The 21108-nt window shown below is 48.8% G+C and carries 14 protein-coding genes and 1 tRNA gene; 12 read left to right on the forward strand and 3 right to left on the reverse strand.

Annotation, left to right across the window (positions count from 1 at the left end):
- Positions 1-3 precede the first annotated feature (3 nt).
- From L6472_RS01070 to ftsZ, 6 genes are read left to right on the forward strand one after another with little or no spacing between them, the layout of a single operon-like run.
- On the forward strand, positions 4-1320 hold the full coding sequence (locus tag L6472_RS01070; protein ID WP_237806411.1) for an FtsW/RodA/SpoVE family cell cycle protein: 1317 nt from the start codon (positions 4-6) through the stop codon (positions 1318-1320).
- Positions 1317-2426, forward strand: a complete 1110-nt coding sequence (murG, locus tag L6472_RS01075; RefSeq protein ID WP_237806413.1) for an undecaprenyldiphospho-muramoylpentapeptide beta-N-acetylglucosaminyltransferase — start codon at positions 1317-1319, stop codon at positions 2424-2426. The genes L6472_RS01070 and murG overlap by 4 nt, the downstream gene beginning before the upstream one ends.
- Positions 2427-2433: 7 nt before the next feature.
- Positions 2434-3810 carry a UDP-N-acetylmuramate--L-alanine ligase gene (gene murC, locus L6472_RS01080; protein ID WP_237806415.1) on the forward strand — a complete coding sequence of 459 codons (1377 nt, stop codon included), beginning with the start codon at positions 2434-2436 and terminating at the stop codon, positions 3808-3810.
- Positions 3811-3819: 9 nt separating this feature from the next.
- Positions 3820-4551, forward strand: coding sequence for a cell division protein FtsQ (locus L6472_RS01085; protein ID WP_237806418.1), 732 nt, complete (start codon positions 3820-3822; stop codon positions 4549-4551).
- Positions 4552-4566: 15 nt separating this feature from the next.
- Positions 4567-6015, forward strand: a complete 1449-nt coding sequence (ftsA, locus tag L6472_RS01090; protein ID WP_237806420.1) for a cell division protein FtsA — start codon at positions 4567-4569, stop codon at positions 6013-6015.
- A 21-nt stretch (positions 6016-6036) separates the two neighbouring features.
- Entirely contained in the window at positions 6037-7362 is a 1326-nt protein-coding gene (gene ftsZ / locus L6472_RS01095) for a cell division protein FtsZ (protein ID WP_237806422.1), read from the forward strand.
- 68 nt (positions 7363-7430) lie between these two features.
- On the opposite strand, the gene recO is transcribed toward ftsZ, so the two are convergent.
- A complete protein-coding gene (recO, locus tag L6472_RS01100; protein WP_237806424.1) occupies positions 7431-8156 on the reverse strand; it encodes a DNA repair protein RecO in 726 nt (241 codons plus the stop codon).
- A 105-nt stretch (positions 8157-8261) separates the two neighbouring features.
- On the opposite strand from recO, the gene L6472_RS01105 reads away from it, so the two are divergent.
- The 3 genes from L6472_RS01105 (at position 8262) to gyrB (ending at position 10922) form a co-directional block, all read left to right on the forward strand.
- Positions 8262-8333: transfer RNA gene (locus L6472_RS01105), tRNA-Glu, on the forward strand.
- A 208-nt stretch (positions 8334-8541) separates the two neighbouring features.
- On the forward strand, positions 8542-8793 hold the full coding sequence (rpsT, locus tag L6472_RS01110; RefSeq protein ID WP_027450665.1) for a 30S ribosomal protein S20: 252 nt from the start codon (positions 8542-8544) through the stop codon (positions 8791-8793).
- Positions 8794-8945: 152 nt separating this feature from the next.
- Complete coding sequence (gyrB, locus tag L6472_RS01115) at positions 8946-10922, forward strand: DNA topoisomerase (ATP-hydrolyzing) subunit B (protein WP_237806426.1); 1977 nt, start codon at positions 8946-8948, stop codon at positions 10920-10922.
- 110 nt (positions 10923-11032) lie between these two features.
- Here gyrB and buk read toward each other — a convergent pair whose 3' ends face one another.
- Complete coding sequence (gene buk / locus L6472_RS01120) at positions 11033-12100, reverse strand: butyrate kinase (RefSeq protein ID WP_237806428.1); 1068 nt, start codon at positions 12098-12100, stop codon at positions 11033-11035.
- 79 nt (positions 12101-12179) lie between these two features.
- On the reverse strand, positions 12180-13076 hold the full coding sequence (locus tag L6472_RS01125; protein WP_237806430.1) for a phosphate acyltransferase: 897 nt from the start codon (positions 13074-13076) through the stop codon (positions 12180-12182).
- Positions 13077-13258: 182 nt separating this feature from the next.
- Between L6472_RS01125 and L6472_RS01130 the strand changes: the two genes are divergently transcribed.
- The 3 genes from L6472_RS01130 to L6472_RS01140 all read left to right on the forward strand — a co-directional run bounded on the left by L6472_RS01130 (position 13259) and on the right by L6472_RS01140 (position 21049).
- Positions 13259-15067 (forward strand): long-chain fatty acid--CoA ligase, encoded by a 1809-nt coding sequence (locus L6472_RS01130; protein ID WP_237806432.1) that lies wholly within the window; start codon positions 13259-13261, stop codon positions 15065-15067.
- Between the two features lie 13 nt (positions 15068-15080).
- Positions 15081-17039, forward strand: a complete 1959-nt coding sequence (locus L6472_RS01135) for a helix-turn-helix domain-containing protein (protein ID WP_237806434.1) — start codon at positions 15081-15083, stop codon at positions 17037-17039.
- A gap of 200 nt (positions 17040-17239) precedes the next feature.
- Entirely contained in the window at positions 17240-21049 is a 3810-nt protein-coding gene (locus L6472_RS01140; protein ID WP_237806436.1) for a TIM-barrel domain-containing protein, read from the forward strand.
- The last annotated feature ends 59 nt before the right edge of the window (positions 21050-21108 follow it).

Below are 21108 nucleotides of genomic sequence, written 5' to 3' on the forward strand. Positions count from 1 at the left end.
AGAATGGAGAAGAAGATAGGAAATCTGTTTAAAGGTGACAAAGGAATATGGACGGTGTTCCTGTTCCTCTGTATTATCAGTATTGTCGAGGTCTTTTCGGCTTCGAGCACACTGACATATCATTCACAGAGCTATCTGGGTCCTATTTTAGGTCACGTCAGCAAAATCGTGATAGGACTGATGGTGACTATCGTTATTCTGAACATTCCATGCCGCTACTTCAAGCTGATCACCCCAATGCTTCTGTTGGTGACCTATGCCACTTTGGTATGGGTGCTGTTTGGTGGTCAGAGTATCAATGGTGCCAACCGTGTGATTCCTTTGCCTGGTTTTACCTTTCAGCCATCGGAGATAGCCAAAGGCTCGTTGGTGCTGGCAACAGCCCAAGTGCTGAGTGCCATGCAGAAACCTGATGGCTCGGGTGCCGACCCACTGGCCATGAAGTATGTGCTGATTATGTCGGTTCCAGCAGTAGCTTTGATTGGTATAGAGAACTTGTCAACGGCGGTATTGCTCTTCATGGTTATCTATCTGATGATGTTCATAGCCCGAGTTCCGATGATTCAGATGGGTAAGCTTACGGGGGTGCTGCTACTGATTGTGGCAGGATTCCTGATTCTGGTGTTCTCTCTGTCAAAGCTCGACCGTGAGGGTAAAGAGCTGGAGGCTGCCCAAAAAGCTGGTAACTTGGAACTGGTCAAGAAAGAAAAGGCTAAGGAGAAAAAGTCAGGATGGGATAAGGTGACGCACCGCTTTTGGACATGGAAAAACCGTATTGCCGGTGAAGATGAGAACAAGGACGTGGCAGCCAGTCAGTATAAGGTGACTGATAAGAACTATCAGGTGACGCACTCGAATTTGGCGATAGCTTCTTCCAACATTGTTGGAAAAGGGCCTGGCAATTCGGAAGAGCGCGACTATCTGCCACAAGCTTATTCCGACTTTATCTTTGCAATCATCATCGAGGAGATGGGCATAGGCGGGGCCATTGGAGTGGTGTTCCTTTATGTGATATTGCTGTTTAGAGCGGCACGAATAGCCAGCCGATGTGAGAACAACTTCCCGGCTTTCCTCATCATGGGACTAACCATGCTACTGGTGTTTCAGGCGGCCATCAATATGTGTGTGGCGGTGGACTTTGGTATCGTCACTGGTCAGCCGTTGCCATTGGTGTCGCGTGGTGGTACATCGACCATCATCAACTGTGCCTACATCGGTGCCATTTTGAGCGTGAGCCGTTCGGCCAAGCGTCGTGAGGAGAATGGAAAGAATGAAGAGAAGAAAAAAGTGAAAATAAATAGCGAACTGGAAGAATCATGAAACAGCCAAGAATCATTATCAGTGGAGGTGGAACAGGAGGTCATATCTTTCCTGCTGTCTCAATCGCAAATGCTATTCGTGAACTTTGTCCCGATGCGCAGATATTGTTTGTCGGCGCACAAGGCAGAATGGAGATGCAGCGTGTGCCTCAGGCCGGCTACGAGATAAAGGGTCTGCCCATCATGGGCTTTGATCGTAAGAACTTATTAAAGAACATCAAAGTGCTCTACCATGTGTGGAAGAGTCAGCGCATGGCTAAAGCGATTATCCGCGATTTCCAGCCGCAAGTGGCTGTCGGTGTGGGCGGCTATGCCAGTGGTCCTACGTTGAACATGGCTGCCTCAATGGGGGTGCCCTGTCTGATACAGGAACAGAACAGTTATGCTGGTGTTACTAATAAACTGTTGGCAAAGAAGGCTTCGAAGATTTGTGTGGCCTATGAGGGCATGGAGCGTTTCTTCCCGGCAGAGAAGATAATGATGACTGGCAATCCTGTGCGCCAGGCATTGCTCGACTCGAAGGTGACACGTGAGGAGGCCTTGAACTCGTTTGGGCTGAGTCTGGATAAGAAAACGGTGCTGTTGGTGGGAGGTAGCCTAGGGGCTCGCACCATCAATGAGAGTGTGCTGCAGCATTTAGACGAGATTGCCAGCTCTGGCGTGCAGTTCATCTGGCAGACAGGTAAGTACTACAGTGAGCAGATTGCTGCAGTGCTGAAAGAGAAAGGGCAGCCCGAGAACTTGCGTGTCATGGACTTTATCAGTGATATGGCTGCTGCCTATAAGGCTGCCGACCTTGTTATCAGTCGTGCGGGCGCCAGTTCTATCTCAGAGTTCTGCCTGATAGGAAAGGCTGTCATCCTCGTACCCAGTCCGAATGTGGCTGAAGATCATCAGACGAAGAATGCAATGGCCTTGGTGAATCGTGGTGCAGCCCTGTTTGTGAAAGATGCTGAGGCACAGGAAAAACTGATACCTCTTGCCATTAAGACCGTCGCTGATGATGCATGTCTGAAGAACTTGCGTGAGAATGTACTGAAGCTGGCATTGCCAAATTCTGCAGAGGTGATAGCCAAGGAGGTACTGAAGTTAGCAAAAGAAAAATAATCATATAATGGAAGCAAAAGATATTAAAGCCGTCTATTTCGTGGGTGCCGGTGGCATTGGTATGAGTGCTATCGTGCGCTATTTTATTCATCGTGGCCTGGTGGTTGCAGGTTATGATAAGACTCCATCAGATCTGACGAAGCAGTTAGAGAAGGAAGGGGCAAAGATTCACTATGAAGAGAATGTGGACGCTATACCTGCTGAATGCAAGGACCGAGAGCATTGCTTGGTGGTTTACACTCCGGCTATTCCTGCAGAACACAAAGAATTGGTGTATTTTCAGACCAATGGCTTTGAGGTGCAGAAGCGTGCTCAGGTGTTGGGCACACTGACACGGCAGATGAAAGGCCTCTGTGTGGCAGGTACGCATGGAAAGACCACCACGTCAAGCATGTGTGCTCACATCATGCATCAAAGCAGTTTGGACTGTAATGCGTTTCTGGGTGGTATCACGAAGAACTATGGTACAAACTATATCGTCAGCGATTCAGAATATGTTGTGATCGAGGCTGATGAGTTTGACCGCTCGTTCCATTGGCTGACGCCATGGATGACGGTTATCACGGCAACTGATCCTGACCATCTTGATATCTATGGCACGAAAGAGGCCTATTTGGAGAGCTTCCGTCATTATACCGAGCTGATTCAGCCTGGTGGCGCTCTGATCATACACCGCGACCTGGAGATGAAAGAACATCTGCAGGATGGTGTGAAGCGGTATGACTATGCCTTGAACGAGGGAGATTTCCATGCTGAGAATATTCGAATCGAGAACGGTGAGATAACATTTGATTTCGTGTCTCCGATTGAGTCGGTGAAGGATGTGCAGTTGGGCCATCCTATCCCCATCAATGTGGAGAATGGAGTGGCTGCCATGGCTATGGCACAATTGGCTGGCTGTACGGCAGATGAACTACGCCAGGGCATGAAGACCTACGGAGGCGTGGACCGTCGTTTTGACTTTAAAATCAAGACAGACAAGTTAGTGCTTCTTTCTGACTATGCACACCATCCAAAGGAGATTTATCAGAGTGCACGCAGTATTCGTCAACTATATAAAGGCCGTCATATTACAGCCATCTTTCAACCACATCTCTATACGCGAACTCGTGACTTCTATCGGGATTTCGCTGAGGCTCTAAGTCAGTTGGACGAAGTCATCCTGACAGAGATATATCCTGCACGCGAGTTGCCTATCGAAGGTGTCAGCTCGCAGTTGATCTATGATAATCTGGCTCCCGGTGTCGAGAAGCATCTGGTTAACAAATCAGACGTGCTGCCTATGATAAAGAGTCGTGATTTCGATGTGTTGATTATCCTTGGTGCTGGTGACCTGGACGCTCAGGTTCCAGAGATAGCAGAGATACTTAAAGCAAGATTGTAATAATTACGTATGAAGAAAGTCGTCATCATCCTTCTCAGCCTCTTGATTGCGGTTTATCTGGTATTCGTTTTCTTGACAAAGCAGAATCCAGAAGGACCAGATATGGTGTGCAAGGGCGTGAAGATAGAGATTGCTCAGGAAGGAGAGGTGGGCTTCTTGACCGTTGAGGATGTTAAAAAGATACTCACGGTTGAGCAGTTGAATCCGCAAGGGTTGATGATGAGTGAAGTGAACACCCGACTTATTGAGGAGAAATTAGCATCAAAGGATCTGGTTGAAGGCGCTGAATGCTATAAAGCGCAGGATGGAATGGTGCATGTCGTTATCAAACAGCGTATCCCCGTGATAAGGGTGATGGGCGATAACGGAGACGATTATTTCCTTGACAGTCGTGGACAGCGTATGCCTCACACCGACTATTCATGCAATCTCTTGATAGCTACAGGTCATATAAACATGAAGTATAGTGAGAAGGTTTTAGGACCTGTGGCCAATATTCTGCGTAAGAATGAGTTCTGGAATGATCAGATAGTGCAGTTGAACGTGCTGGCAGATGGTACCATAGAAATGGTTCCACGTGTGGGTGACCATATTATATATATAGGGCAGCCAATCAATCTTCGCACGAAGTTGGACCGGCTATGGAAGTTCTATGTCTATGGTTTAAATCAGGCAGGATGGAACAAATACTCATACATCAATGTAGAGTTTGATAATCAGATAATATGTAAGCGAAAATAAAACAGATAAAACAGTATGGCAGAATTTAAAGATTTTATTGTTGCAATAGAACTCGGTTCATCAAAGGTGACGGGTATTGCGGGACAAAAGAAACCTGACGGCAGCATTAGCGTGCTGGCAATGGTGAACGAAAGTTCGTCTGCGTTTATCCGTAAGGGCGTTGTTTATAACATCGACAAAACGGCTCAATGTCTGACAAGCATCATTAAGAAACTGGAAGCTCAGCTTAAGACGCGTATCACACAGGTTTTTGTGGGCGTCGGTGGACAGTCGATTCGTAGCGTGCGTAACACGGTTTCAAGGGATTTGCCTGACGATGGAATCATCACACAGGAGATGGTGGTTGAGTTGATGGATGAGAACCGCGCACTGGATTATCCGGATCAGAAGATTCTGGATGTGGCGGAACAGGAGTATCGCGTTGACACGCAATTACAGATGGATCCCGTGGGTATTCGCGCTGCACATCTGGAAGGAAACTTCCTGAACATTCTGGAGCGTAAGGCGTTCTTCCAAAACCTGAACAAGTGTTTTGAATCGGCGCAGATCAATGTTGCAGAGATGTATCTGGCTCCTTTGGCTCTTGCCAATGCGGTACTGACAGAGGCCGAGAAACGCTCGGGATGTGCATTGGTTGACATTGGTGCAGATACGACAACAGTCTCTGTGTTCTGGAAGAATGTGCTTCGTCATTTGGCTGTTATACCTTTGGGTTCTAACAATATCACCAAGGATATTACCTCCTTGCAGATGGAAGACAATGAGGCCGAGCAGATGAAGTTGAAATATGCATCGGCTTACACGGACAATGGTGAGATTGACCCGACGCTGAAATACTCTATCAGTGCCGACAGACAGGTGGACAGCCGTCAATTCATTGAGTTGGTAGAGGGACGCGTTGAGGAGATAATAGAGAATGTACGCTATCAGATTCCTGCTGAATACTACGATAAGTTGTTGGGAGGTATCATCCTGACAGGTGGAGGCTCTAATATGAAAAACATAGAGCATGCCTTCACTATATATACGCATATAGAAAAGGTGCGCGTGGCTAAATTTGTCACGATGACAATCAATTCGACAAATGAGGCTATCAAAGCCCGCAATGGTATGTATAATACTGTTTTGGGACTCTTGGCTAAGGGAGACATGAATTGCGCTGGAAGCTTTATTGATCCAGATGGCAATCTTTTCGAAGGACAGAGCACTCCACAGCCTGTCGGTCTTGACCGTCGTCCTCGTCAGCCTCATGAGATTGAGGCTGGTGTTATTCGTTCTTCTCAGGAAGAAGAGCTTGCCGAGAAGGAACGTATCAGAAAAGAGGAGGAAGAGGAACTTGCCGCTGAGAGGGAACGTTTGAGATTAGAAGAGGAAGAGCGCAAAAAACGTAAAGAGAATAGTGCGCTGAATAAGTTAGGCAAGAAGCTTAACCGTTTCTTCCAGAAGTTAACTGAAGATGAATAACCTCAAAAAAACGAAGAAATTATGTTAGAATTCAGTAAAACAAACGATATACTTGACTTCGGAATGCCCGAAGAGCGTCATAGCATCATTAAGGTCATCGGCGTTGGTGGTGGCGGTGGTAACGCTGTAAATCACATGTATAGGGAAGGCATTCATGATGTGACTTTTGTGGTATGTAATACCGATAATCAGGCACTTAATGATTCGCCAGTGCCTGTCAAGTTGCAGTTGGGCAGCGAGGGACTTGGCGCAGGCAACCGTCCGGCTAAGGCACGTGCGGCTGCTGAGGAGAGTATCGATCAGATTCGTCAGATGCTGAGCGACGGTACTCGCATGACCTTCATCACTGCTGGTATGGGTGGCGGAACGGGTACCGGCGCGGCGCCAGTCATTGCTCGTGTGTCTAAGGAGATGGGTATCCTGACCGTTGGTATCGTGACCATTCCTTTCCGCTTTGAGGGGAACAAGAAAATAGACCAGGCCCTTGATGGTGTCGAAGAGATGCACAAACATGTTGATGCGCTGTTGGTGATCAATAACGAACGCCTGCGTGAGATTTATCCAGACCTGTCGTTCCTCGATGCGTTTGGAAAGGCAGACGATACGTTGTCGGTAGCAGCCAAGTCAATAGCCGAAATTATTACCTTGCATGGCACGATGAACCTCGACTTCAACGATGTGAAGACCGTGCTGCAGGATGGTGGCGTGGCGATTATGTCAACTGGCTACGGTGAAGGCGAGGACCGTGTGAAGAAAGCTATAGATGATGCACTCAACTCACCGCTCCTTAACGATAATGATATCTTCAACTCTAAGAAGATTCTGTTGAATATCTCGTTCAGTCACCAGAAGGACTCTAAGGATAATTTCATGATGGAAGAGATGAACTATGTGCATGAGTTCATGGACAAGTTCGGTGACTTCGAAATCAAGTGGGGTGTGGCTATCGATCCTAATCTGGGAAAGAAGGTGAAGGTGACCATCTTGGCTACAGGCTTTGGTGTGCAGAATGTGGATGGCATGGAGGAACGCATGTTGAAACAGCAGACGCGTGAAGAAGCCAACCGTATTGCAGAAGAACAGGAGGCTGCTGCCAAACGCGAAGAGCGTCGTGGACTGTATTATAGCGAAAGTGACAATCAGAAAATACGCAAGCGCCGTCCTAATATTTATATTTTTGGTCCAGAGGATCTCGATAATGATGATGTGATCTCGGCTGTTGAGTCGATACCTACATACAAACGTACACGCGAAGTGCTGGCCAGCATTGGCAATCCGGCACAAACGCAAACTCCCGAAACGCCCAATCAAACAGATTATCAGCAGGGCGTCATCAGTTTTATTTAAGCCGTAGTGCTGTTTTATTTCGCGTCCAGGCTGCTGAGCATCTGCTTAGTAGCCTGGCTTTTATACACTCATTTGAAAAGTTCGCGAAGTATTGGAAGACAATGTAGTTCTGGAAATGCTGGCAGATGAATACGGTAGTAGATGAGCAAGTGATCTAACAGTTGGTTGCGTTCTTCATGCGACATCTGAAATAGATGCATGGTGGCAAGGTCCATACGCATCATGGTGCGGATAAGTCGAGCTTCCTGAGGCAGTAATATGTCGCGATGCACAGGAGGCTGTTTGCAGAATACCGCAGCGCGAAGATCAAAGTAGTCGCCATCGTTATAGTCGCTGATGTTTGGATAGAAACCCAAGAAGCGCGATAGGTGCATCAAGAAAACCAAGTGAAAATTAGCATAGTCCTTTTGGCAGTTGTCCAGCCATTCAATGCCCGAGCGAATATAGTCGAACAAAGGCATATTCTGTTGTTCGTCTCGCAACGCATGTGAAAGAAACTCGCTGATGAACAGGCTGATGGCCATCTTGGAAGGTTCTCCGTGCAGAGAGGGCAGGGGCGTGAGAAAGTTAACCTCCTTTATCCTTTGCAGTTGTTCGTTGGGACGTATCTCTCCTTCGATAGTCAGCAGGGATAATGGCTGAAAATGCTGCTTCTTAATCTTTCCACGAGCTGTCTTGGGCAGTCGTATAAAGAACGACATTCGCCCAGATTGGCGCGTAAACATATCGACGATAAGTTTTTGATCGCCATACCTAACTGTATGTAGTACAATAGCCTGCGTTTTTGTAAACATTGGGACAAAATTAGAAAAAAAACGGCAGAAAAATGAATTTTTATCGAAGAAAATTTGGTGGAACGAGAAAAAAGCAGTACTTTTGCACCCGCTTAAAAGGCGTCTGGTCCCTTCGTCTATCGGTTAGGACGAGAGATTTTCATTCTCTAAAGAGGAGTTCGACTCTCCTAGGGACTACGAAAGAATAAAGGTTAAATCCGTCATCTGCACAGTGATGTGCTACTGGTGAAAACTAGGAAAGGGTGGCGGAGGATTTTTTTAGTTAAGGGATTGGTCTGTAACTCATCGTTGTGAACCAGAACTGCTAACTAATCAAATCCGCCCAGGGCTGCTTTAGTGGCGTAAGACCCATAAGCTTTAATAACAATTAAATTTAAATTAAAAAATGGCAAACCACAAATCATCGGTGAAGAGAATTCGCCAGGACAAGAAAAAGGCACTGCACAACAAGTATTATGCTAAGACCATGCGTAATGCAGTTCGCAAGTTGCGTGCTATGACTAACAAGGATGAGGCTGTTGCTCTCTTCCCCAAAGTACAGAAAATGCTGGATAAGCTGGCTAAGACTCACGTTATTCACAAGAACAAGGCTTCAAACTTGAAGTCAAGCCTCGCTCTTCACGTGAACAAGCTCTAAAAGAAACGTTTGTAGAGTAAACAATACAGTCCGCATAGACATTTATGTTTATGCGGATTTTTTTTGTTTTCAATGCGTAAAATAATAATTATTTTATTCGCTTAAGTCACTTTTTTTTTGTAATTTTGCACCCTATAAAGCTTTTTTGAAATATGTCAGAAGAATTACAGCAAGAACAGCAGAATTATTCCGCAAGTAACATTCAGGTGCTTGAGGGATTGGAAGCCGTGCGCAAGCGTCCTGCTATGTATATCGGCGATATCAGCGAGAAGGGACTTCACCACTTGGTGAATGAGACCGTCGATAACTCTATCGACGAGGCCATGGCTGGTTATTGTACTCATATCGAAGTAACGATTAACGAAGATAACTCTATCACCGTACAAGATAATGGACGTGGTATCCCGGTGGACGAACACGAAAAGATGCACAAGTCAGCTCTTGAGGTTGTTATGACTGTGCTTCACGCTGGAGGTAAGTTCGATAAAGGCTCTTATAAGGTGTCTGGTGGCTTGCACGGTGTAGGTGTAAGCTGCGTCAATGCCCTCTCTACTCATATGAAATCGCAAGTATTCCGCAACGGACATATCTATCAGCAGGAGTATGAGAAGGGTAAACCACTTTACGATGTTAAGATAGTTGGAGATACAGACAAGACTGGTACACGTCAGCAGTTCTGGCCCGATGGCTCTATCTTCACAACGACAGAGTACAAGTACGACATCATTGCAAAGCGTATGCGCGAACTGGCATATCTGAATGCTGGTATCACCATCACGTTGACAGACCTGCGTCCCGACGAAGAGGGTAAGCTGCGCGAGCCCGAGGTGTTCCATGCCAAGGAAGGTCTGAAGGAGTTCGTTCGCTATGTAGATCGTCATCGCACCTCGATCATTGGCGATCCTATCTGCCTGAAGACAGAAAAAGATGGTGTACCCATCGAGGTAGCACTGCTTTACAACAGTGACTATTCTGAGAATATCCACTCTTATGTAAATAATATCAATACCATTGAAGGTGGTACTCACCTGACAGGTTTCCGCATTGCACTGGCTCGTGCACTGAAGAAGTATGCCGATGAAGATGACCAGTTGCGCAAGCAGATTGAGAAAGCTAAGATTGAAGTTGCACAAGACGACTTCCGCGAGGGTCTCACCGCCATTGTCTCTGTGAAGGTTGCCGAGCCTCAGTTCGAAGGACAGACCAAGACCAAGCTTGGTAATAGCGAGGTGAACGGTGCTGTTCAGAAGGCCGTGGGCGAAGCTATGAACAATTACCTTGAGGAGCATCCAAAGGAGGCACATACCATCTGTGAGAAGGTGATTCTGGCTGCCACAGCACGTATCGCCGCCCGTAAGGCTCGCGAGAGCGTACAGCGCAAAAATCCTATGAGTGGTGGTGGTCTGCCTGGCAAGTTGGCCGACTGTTCAAACAAGGATCCAAAGACCTGTGAGATTTTCCTTGTCGAGGGTGACTCGGCCGGTGGTTCTGCTAAGCAAGGACGCGACCGCCATTTCCAGGCCATCCTGCCTCTGCGTGGTAAGATTCTGAATGTAGAGAAGGTACAGTGGCACCGCGTGTTTGAAGCAGAGTCCGTGATGAACATTATTCAAAGTATTGGAGTTCGTTTCGGCGTTGATGGTGAAGATTCAAAAGATGCAAATATTGACAAGCTGCGTTACGATAAGATTATTATCATGACCGATGCCGATGTCGATGGTTCTCACATCGACACGCTCATCATGACACTCTTCTATCGCTTCATGCCACAGGTTATCCAGGGCGGTCACCTTTACATCGCTACACCTCCCCTTTATAAGTGCACCTATAAGAAGTTCTCTGAGTATTGCTACACCGAGCAGCAGCGTCAGGCGTTCATCGATAAGTATGTGTCTGGCGACGAGAACAGCTCAGCTTTGCATACACAGCGCTATAAAGGTCTTGGTGAGATGAACCCCGAGCAGTTGTGGGAGACTACTATGAATCCCGAAAACCGCTTGTTGAAGCAGGTCACTATCGAAAATGCTGCTGAGGCAGACGAGATCTTCTCAATGCTGATGGGCGATGACGTAGAGCCCCGCCGCGAGTTCATAGAGAAGAATGCAACTTACGCAAATATCGATGCATAATCAGAAAAAGCTATTATAAGTAGAAAGGACTGGTCTTGTTTAAGCCAGTCCTTTCTTTGTTTATGGACGTATTCAAGGTGCTGATAGTTTGTCGAGACGATGAAGACTGGTCACTCGTAAGTCTTCACTTCACGTTTGCCTTGCAGCACGGCATAAGCATTTTGTGCCAGCGCCTCCAGTTCGTCTTCGCCGGGGAAGCAATAGACAGGTGCCAGAAACTCAATGCGTTCACGTATGCGGCTGATCACATACTCCGACCTTGCCATGCCGCCCGTCAACAGTATCGCATCAATCTTACCGTACAACACGGCGCTCAGTCCTGCTATGTTTTTCGCAACATGATAAATCATCGCATTCAGAATCAGCTCCGCATGTTTGTCACCGTTGGCTATGCGCTGCTGGATCTCCACCACATTGTTTGTTCCCAGGTGCGCATTCAGTCCTGCCTTTCCAGCAATACGCTTCAACAACTGCTTCTCGGTGTATTTCCCGCTGAAGCAAAGACGTATCAGGTCGGCAGCAGGCAGGCTGCCGGCACGTTCGGGAGAGAAAGGGCCTTCTCCATCCAGAGCATTGTTGCAGTCCACGGCCCGTCCGTGGTCATGGGCTGCCACAGAGATACCGCCGCCAAGATGACAGATAATCAAGTTCAAGTCCTCATAGCGCTTGCCTATTTCGTTGGCAAATCTACGCGCAATAGCACGCTGATTAAGTGCGTGCCAGATGCAGATGCGGTTCATCAGTGGCGATCCACTGATGCGAGCATAGTCGTTCATTTCATCCACTACGCCCGGGTCTGCAATAAATGAGCGACATCCAGGTATCTCTTTGGCTATATCATAAGCAATCAGACAGCCCAAGTTGCAGGCATGGTTGTGCATGGCGATGCCATTATGTGTGTCGTCCAGCATTCGTTGATTAATCTCATAGACGCCACCAGCAATGGGTTTTACCAATCCGCCACGACCTATCACCGCATCAAATTTCAGTGGCACATTGATGTGTTTCAGTTCATTCAGGATTAGTTGCTTCCGGTAGTCCATCTGTTCTATGACATCGTCAAAGGCAGCCAAGTCTTCGTTCGAGTGTTGGATGCTGCGTAGCACCATTGGCTTCTCGTTTTCAAATACAGCCATCTTTGTCGATGTCGATCCAGGGTTTATAGCTAATATCAGCATAGTTCTTATTTTATATGACCTTGTTTGTTATCTCTTAATGTCTTAAACCGTTTTGGCAGCTACGGCGTTTAACACCATTTTATATGGCAGCGAATGCCAACGAATAATATTTCGACGTGCCATTGTCGCCTCTCGATGGTAATACCACAGGCACAATCGGACCACGCAGGATGCCAGCTGTCGTTGCTTCGCTGAACAGCGTGATGGTTTTATAAAAAACGTTGCCCGCTTGTATGTCAGGGAATATCAGTGCATTAGCCTGCCCGTCCAATGGCGATTCTATACCTTTTTTATGTAGAGCAGCCGGCGACAGTGACGTCTTCAGGTCCAGAGGGCCGTCAATGACACAAGTGCCAAATGCTCCGTCGTTAGCTTTTGCTATCAGTTCTTTATATTCCGCAGTAAACGGAAACGTTTTCTCGTTCACTTTCTCCGAACAGTTGATCAGTGCCACCTGTGGCGTTTCGATGCCCATGCGTCGGCATGTGTCAAGCATGTATCTCAGTTGCGCCTCCCTTTGCTCCTTGTTTGGGTAGGGAATGACAGCGGCATCCGTAAAGTATATCAGCCGCTTGTAGCCTGGTATCTGCGCGCAGGTGATGTGTGTCAGCACCTGTCCTTTCGGCAGAATGCCGTTTTCCTTGTTCAGTACAGCATGTAGCAACGTGTCGGTATTCAGGAACCCCTTCATCAGCACGTCCGCCTGTCCGTTTCTTACCAGTTCAACAGCTTTCAGTGCAGCCTCTTCGGCATTGGCAGCCTCCACCAATTTCGCATGCTCACCGTATGACTCCACCAGTTTAGCCACCCCCTCGTGGCATCCCACGAGCAGCGCTTCTATAAATCCCTCGTCCACAGCCCTCATCACCGCTGTCAGGGTTGATACGTCGTTAGGACAAACTACGGCCACCTTCTTTCTTTGGTGGCGTTCTACAAGGTGTTCTACCAGTTCTTCAAAACTGTTAATGGTCTTCATATTATTATCAATAAGGTTAGGCTTTCAAAAGCATTCCAGTGGCAAATATACAAAAAAAATAATTACGATTGCACAATTTTGCTGGAAAAGTGCAATCGTGGCCATTGTTTCCTGTTAAAATTTGGTAGTCTCGTTATTTTGCAGTAATTTTGCACTAAAGAAATAATTACTTGATTGGTATTATGCAGATTTGTAGTCATTTATCTGTTCTGGTGCACGATGTGGCAGCTAAGTATGGCGACCGCGAAGCACTTATTTACAAAAACTTTGGCGGAAAAACATGGAAGTCTTGTTCTTGGAACCAATTCTCTGATGTTGTGAAACAAGTGTCGAATGCTATGCTCAGCCTGGGTGTAGGCGTTCAAGAGAATATCGGTGTGTTCTCACAGAACTCCGTCCAGTATCTTTTCACCGACTTTGGTGCTTGGGGCATACGTGCAGTCACCATTCCTTTTTATGCAACCAGTTCGGAGCAGCAAATCCAGTTCATGATCAATGATGCAAAGATTCGTTATATCTTTGTAGGCGAGAAAGAACAGTATGAGAAGACCCGTCGTGTCTTCGGTACCTGTAAGACCCTTGAGCGCATCATCGTTTTCGACCCCTCGGTAGAGTTGCCAGAAAACGATTCCACGGTGATGTCGTTCACCGACTTCCTGCGCATGGGCGAGGGGTTGCCGCATCAGACCGCTGTAGAACAATTGCAGCGTGAGGCAACAATGGATGATATAGCCAACATTCTCTATACCAGTGGCACAACTGGCAATTCCAAAGGTGTCATCCTCACCATGGGACAGTATCATGCAGCCATGCTTGCCAATCACAAGTGTGTGCCTGTCACCGATGCCGACCGCGTGCTCAACTTCCTTCCCTTCACCCATATCTTCGAGAAAGGTTGGAAGATTCTTTGTATCACTGTTGGTGCACGCCTGATCGTCAACACCTATCCCCAAGAAGTACAGAAGTCAATGCGTGAGACCCATCCCACCTGTATGTCCAGTGTGCCTCGTTTCTGGGAGAAGGTCTATCAGGGTGTTCAAGAGAAGATTGAGAGCAGTGGCGCTGTTCAGCGCACCCTCTTCAAGCATGCCCTTGCCATTGGCAAGAAACATAACATCACCTATCTTGCTGCCGGCAAGCAGCCCCCCTTGGCTTTGCGCTTAGAGTATGAGATGCTCAACAAGACCGTCTTCTCGTTGGTACGTAAGGAGTTGGGTCTTGAGAATGCACATTTCTTCCCCACGGCTGGTGCTGCCGTATCTGCTCATGTTGAAGAATTTGTCCATTCCATCGGTCTCAACATGGTTGTCGGCTATGGTCTCACCGAGAGCCTTGCCACCGTGACGTGCGATCATCTTGGCAAGCCGTTCCATGTCGGTTCCGTGGGTCATCCGATTGACGGAATTGATATCAAGATCAGTTCTGAGGGCGAGATTCTATTGAAGGGTCCTACCATCACTCGTGGCTATTACAACCGCGACGATATCACCCGCGAGTCGTTCACCGAGGATGGCTACTTCCGTACCGGTGATTCCGGCTATATCCAAGATGGCGAGTTGTTCCTCAAGGACCGTATCAAGGATCTTTTCAAGACCTCAAACGGTAAATACATCGCGCCCCAGATGATCGAGTCGAAATTGCTCGTTGACAAGTATATCGATCAGATTGCCATCATTGCCGACCAACGCAAGTTCGTTTCTGCGCTCATCATCCCAGAGTACAAGTTGCTTGAAGACTATGCCCGCGAGCACAATATCATCTTTAAGGATCGTGAAGACCTGTGTCGCAACCAGCAAATCTACCAAATGTTGATGGAGCGCATAGATACCCTGCAGCAGCAGTTGGCCCACTATGAGCAAGTGAAGCGGTTCACCCTGTTGCCTCACGGCTTCTCTATGGAGCGCGGCGAGCTTACCAACACTTTGAAGATAAAGCGTCGCGTGCTCAATGAGAACTATAAGAAGGAGATTGATGCGATGTATGCAGAATAGATATTAGACTTCGATGGCTGTTCGTTCGTCCTGTCTCCGCCTTCTCGTTCTTCTGCTAATTGCCGTTCAGTCATTGGCAGCCGGTGGTCAGGAGGCGCATTTTTATACGCTGAATCGACAAAATGGTCTCAGTGACAACTGCGTCCTTCAGCTCATGCAGCTCAGCGATGGTAGAATGGTGACCGTCACTCCCCGTTCAATAGATATCTATGATGGTCAGCGCTTCAGTGCACTTAGCATCGATACAACACAATGGGTAGCTCTTCCTGCTTATCAGGGGGCTACCCATCTTTTTGCCGACAGCCATGACCGCCTTTGGATGAAGCAGCGCGAGCGACTCTATTGTTTTCACCTTCCCACCATGCGTCAAGTCATACCAGAAGACTGGCACGGCGATGATGATTTCTTTATCGATGATAACGGCAACACCTGGCTGTTAAAAGGTCGCACACTCCGACATGCCGCAGGAAACCATCGCTTGCAGCTGCCCCACTCGGCAGGTCTTTTGCAAGATGTCGTGGCAGTAGGCGATTCCATCTATACTTTTTTCGATACAGGCCAGCTCGTCGTCTTTACAGCCCAAGGCCGTCAGGTCTTTCTGTCGCAAGCCTATACTCCTGACGATGCTTCCCGTTATCAGTGGACCTCGCTCGTGGTTCAGGGCAGTGGCTCTTGTCTCTATCAGTTGCGCACTGGTGCTGGTGGGTCGGTGCTGCTTGAGTTCAATCGCAACAGTCGTCGGTGGCGCACTATTCTCACAAGTGAAAAAGTCCTTCACACCCTCACCCTCACACCCTCTGGCATTCTTTATCTCACCTCACCCTCAGGCTATTGGCACATCAATCCCCTGACGGGCCATCAGTCTTTCTTCAGTCAGCTCTGTTTGCCCGATGGGACCGTTCTTTTTACGGGTATCAATACTGTTTGTCTTGATCGCGAAGGAGGCTTTTGGTTGGGCACCTACGACAGCGGAATTCTCTACACCTCGCCTCTGTCTGGCTTGTTCGACACCAAGCCCATAGACATAGAAGTGCACCCCATCCTAACTACCATATATCTTCATGGTCAACCATTGCAGTCGGGCCATAGCTACGATGGGCGCGTACTTCTCAGTGTTACGCCTCCCTACGTGGATGAACTTCGTTTCTCCCATAGTCAGAACTCACTGGCCTTTCAGTTCTCCACCATGAACTATGTGCGTCCGCGCAGCACCTTCTATCGTTACCGCTTTTCGGGCGACGGACAAGGCTGGCACACCATTTCTGCCGATTCCATTGGTCATCTTGTCGATGATAAGGGCGTGTTCTATCTCCCTCTGACAAGTCTCTCACCGGGCGACTACTCTTTGGAGGTCATGGCTTCTACCAATCCCAATCATTGGAATCCGCACGATGTGCGAACCATCCACTTCACCATCGAATACCCTTGGTGGCAGTCGCCAGTGGCTTTTGTACTTTATGTTGTCATACTGGCGTTGCTCATTGCAGTCTTCTTCTTGAGCTATCGACGTCGTCTTGAGCGTCAGAACCGCGAACAGCTTCTGTTGCTGCGTATCCAAAACCTGGTGGATCAGGTTAACCGTTATGAACATTCTGCAGCGGCAGTGATGCTTAGTGAGCCCGATCAGGAAGCCAATGTTGAGCCTGAGCCAACGCCTCAAGAGAAAGAGTTTATGTCGCGTGCCACTGCGCTTGTCGAACAGCACATTGCCGATCCGACCTATAATGTTGAGAAGTTGGCTGCCGATCTCTGTATGGAGCGCACGGGTCTCTATAAGAAGCTGACGGCACTCATCCAACAGTCACCTGTCGCTTTCATCCGTACCATCCGTTTGCGTCGTGCAGCCGCCTTGTTGAGCCAGGGTGACAAGACCATTGCCGAGATTGCCGAGTATGCTGGTTTCTGTTCTCCCGGCTATTTCAGCAAATGTTTCCAGAAGGAGTTTGGATGCAAGCCTTCTGAATATAAGTAGCCTATATGATTCACCCTCCCTTAAGTAAGGAATGGACGGGTCGTATTTAAGCGACTTCTTCAGAAGCCGATAAAATCGTTGTTTTTTCCTTTTTCTTCATTTGTTCCATCCAAATCAACATTTCTTTGTGTGGTGTATGACAGGTTTGTCGTATCTTTGCATCGGTTTCCAGTTCAATTAACACATAAAAATGATCAATTATGAAACTTAACCATTTACTATTAACCCTGTCGGTTGCCCTTCTCGGTTTGACTAAGATTTGCGCACAATCATTCTATCATTTTGTGCCCACCGAGTATGTGGCTACCGACAACAATCGGGCGCCTCAGAGCGCATTCTCTTATGCAGAGCAGTCATTCACCATCCATTCTTCTGGCCAAAACAATGTGGCCTTCAAGATGGGTGGCGACTGCGATGGCAAGTATTTCATTACGCCAGCCGACCATTGGTTTGTGGTCAGCGGCCGTCAGCTGAAGACAGGTTCTGCCGATGCCTACCTGTGGTGGCTCAATGGCACTAATCACGGCTCGCAGGTAGCACCTGACCATGTTTGTGCCACGGCGGATGACCGTCAGGTGTTCGTCTGGAACTTGCGCAATGGTAATGCCCTTTTTTCTTGGTTTGATGTCAACCGTGAACGAATGGTACTCAACAGCAATGGCACTGGATTTATCCTTGCCATGGGACTTACCGCTTCCGGTTCAGACGGAACGATTACAGACGTGGGCTACTATAGCGACATGGCTATTGTCAATGCCTACCCCGAACTGATGCAAGTGCTTGGCATCACCCACGAGTCGCTGGCCCAGCAGATGAGCCAGGAACTGAGTGCTGTCATCTCTGCTGCCGAAGCACTGCTCGAAAGTCGTCCTGCCGATGAAACCGTCAAAAAACAGTTCCAGACAGCGATCGATGAGGCTCGGCAAATGCTCAGTGGTATCACCACTTCAAATTATGCTTCTATTCCCGATGTGATAGCCCGACTGCAGCAAGCCATGGAGCAGTATCGCGCCAAGAGCCGTCAGGTCTCCTGTCAGTTCACGTCCGATGGTCTGCTGGCTCGTTGGGACGAGATGTCTGTCCGTGTTCGTTTCGTCAATGACAGCATTCTGCGCATCACGAAGTTCGTGGGCGATGAAGCCCGCGTCGAGCCCAGCCTTGTGGTGAAGACCCCTGCTGCATCCGGTATAGACTTTACTCATTCTGAAGCCGATGGAATCGTCACTTTGTCCACTTCAAAAGTACGCTTAACCTATCATTTAGGCGATGCTGTGGTCAGCGTCTATCGTCCCACGGGTGAACAGCTTTATACTGAGCTATCTGCTCATATCGCAGCCCAGGCCGATGGCCCCAACGATGCTTTTCAGTTGAAACAAACCTTCCGTCTGGCCGACGATGAGCAGATTTATGGTCTCGGTCAGTTGCAGAACGGACGTCTCTCGATGCGCGGTCTCAGCACCACCATGATTCAGGACAACCGCAGTATCTATATACCTTATTTATATTCCTCCAAGCGTTACGCCCTCTATTGGGATAACTATTCGCCCACCACATTCACTGATGATGCCGCTGGCACCATGTTCTGTTCCACAGGTCAGGCCATCGACTATTATGTCTTGGTTGGCTCTTCTTCCGATGATGTGCTTCATGCCTGGCGACAGCTGACAGGCAAGACTCAACTGCCACCGCTGTGGAACTTCGGCCTCTATCAGAGCAAGCAGCGCTATCAGAGCACACAAGAGGTCATCGATGTGGTGAAGAAATATCGCCAGCTGGGTGTACCCCTCGATTGCGTGGTGCAAGACTGGCAGTACTGGGGCGATGACAACCACTGGAATGCCATGGCTTTCTTGAATCCTAAGTACAATGACTATCAGCGCATGATCGACGAGGTGCATGCCATGAATGCCAAACTCATGATCAGCGTGTGGGCCAACTTCGGTCCCGAGACACCTCAGTACAAGGAGTTTGCCCAGAGCGGTCGCCTCATTCCCATCCAAAGTTATCCCACCACTGTGGCTACGCGCCCTTATGACGTTTATGACGCTGCCACCCGCAACAGTTTCTGGAACTACCTCTCTCAGGGAATTATGAGCAAGGGCGTCGATGCCCTGTGGCTCGATTCGTCAGAACCCGACGACTTCAGCAATAAAGGCACCGACTACGACTATGTGACAGGTTTGAACGGACGCACCTTCCGTTCGCTGCGCAATGCCTTCCCACTCTGTCATGTGGAGGGCGTCTATGACCATCACTTGGCCGACCCCACGCTCAGTGACAAGCGCGTCAGCATCCTCACCCGCTCCGCCTTTGCCGGTATGCAGCGCACTGGTGCCTTCGTATGGAGTGCCGATATCACCTCAAGTTGGCAGACCCTCGCAGCCCAGATTCCTGCTGCCTGCAACTTCTCAGTGTCGGGCCTTCCTTATTGGAACAGCGATACGGGCGCTTTCTTTACAGGCAGTTATCGCGGTGTGGGCGACCCCGCATGGCGTACCCTCTACGACCGTTGGACCCAGTTCTCATGCTTCTGTCCGATGATGCGCTTCCACGGAGACAATACCCCACGTGAAATCTGGCAGTTCGGTTCGCAGGATGATGCTCAGGGTGACTATAACAATATTCTCCGCTATATCCGTCTCCGTTATCGCCTGCTGCCCTATCTCTACAGCACCGCCCATCAGGTGGTGGCCCACGATGATACCTTTATGCGTGGCATGGCGTTGGCCTACGAGGACGATGCTCAGTGCGTGGGCATCACCGACCAGTACATGTTTGGTCGTGCCTTTCTTGTGGCCCCCATCGTCACCGATGCTGGTGCCGGCCGCCATGTCTATCTGCCGAAGTTCGCCACAGCCACCACCGACAAAGGTCAGTGGTACGACTTCTGGACGGGTCGCATCCATACAGGCGGGAAAAGTCTGTTCCGCACAGCCCCTCAGGACATCCTGCCCCTTTATGTTCCTGCTGGTAGCATCCTGCCTTTTGGCCCTGAAGTGCAGTATAGCAGCGAGAAAGCCTGGGATAACCTTGAAATCCGCATCTTTGCCGGTGCCGATGGTCATTTCACGCTCTATGAGGATGAATTCGATGGCTATGGCTACAAACAAGGTGCCTGCAGTGAGATTCCTTTTGCTTGGGATGAAGCCTCACAGACACTCACCATTGGTGCTCGTCAGGGTGAGTTCCCCGGCATGCTGAAGCAGCGCACCTTCCGTCTGGTGAGGGTGTCATCAACAAAGGGTTTTGGCGATCAGCCCACAGCCACCTGCGATCAAGTAGTCATCTACAACGGACAACAGCTGACGGTCAGTCTCAAGGAAACGCCCGAGACCGAGACAACCCCCGAAGATATGACCAATCTGATTGCTAATCCCAGCTTTGAGGCTGATGGCAAGACGCTGAACATGGCAGCACCACAGGGGTGGACAGTCGATAGCGAAACCACTTGGTGGGGTGTGAACACAGGTGGTGGCAATGGCGATCCTCAGGCCACCGACGGACAGTACATCTTCGGTGTGTGGGATGGTTCCGCCTCGAAGACGCCCACTGTCAGTCAGACGCTGACCACGCTGCCTAAAGGAAGCTATACGCTGACCGTTGATATGCAGGCCAGCAACCGTTCGAATGAGACCATCCGTCTGGGCAAGCAGCATGTGTTTGCAGGCAGTCAGAAAGGATACTTTGCCCAACAGCTCAGCACTGCCGGCTGTGGTGATGTCTATCCCATGCAGACCATCTCGGTAGATTTCGATCAACCCGAAGACGGAACCCCCGTCACGATAGGCGTTTCTACCGAAGGTGCACCCGCCGAGACCTGGTTCAAGATAGACAACTTCCGCCTTTACCGACGTGGCGATTGTCCATCCATCAATGGCGTGCGTGTGTCTCACAAGGATCCCATCTGTTCGAACGACCATGCCGTTTATGGCTTAAACGGTCAAAAACTGCCGGTTCCATCGCGTCACGGTGTTTTTGTCAGTCATCAAAAAAAGTTCCTTCTCAGGTGATTCTTTCACATTTATGTTCGTGACTTACAACTCGTTGTAAGCTAAAAAACAGGCGAATT

The sequence above is a fragment of the Prevotella sp. E13-17 genome (assembly GCF_022024035.1).
In the GTDB taxonomy this organism is placed as follows: Bacteria; Bacteroidota; Bacteroidia; order Bacteroidales; family Bacteroidaceae; genus Prevotella.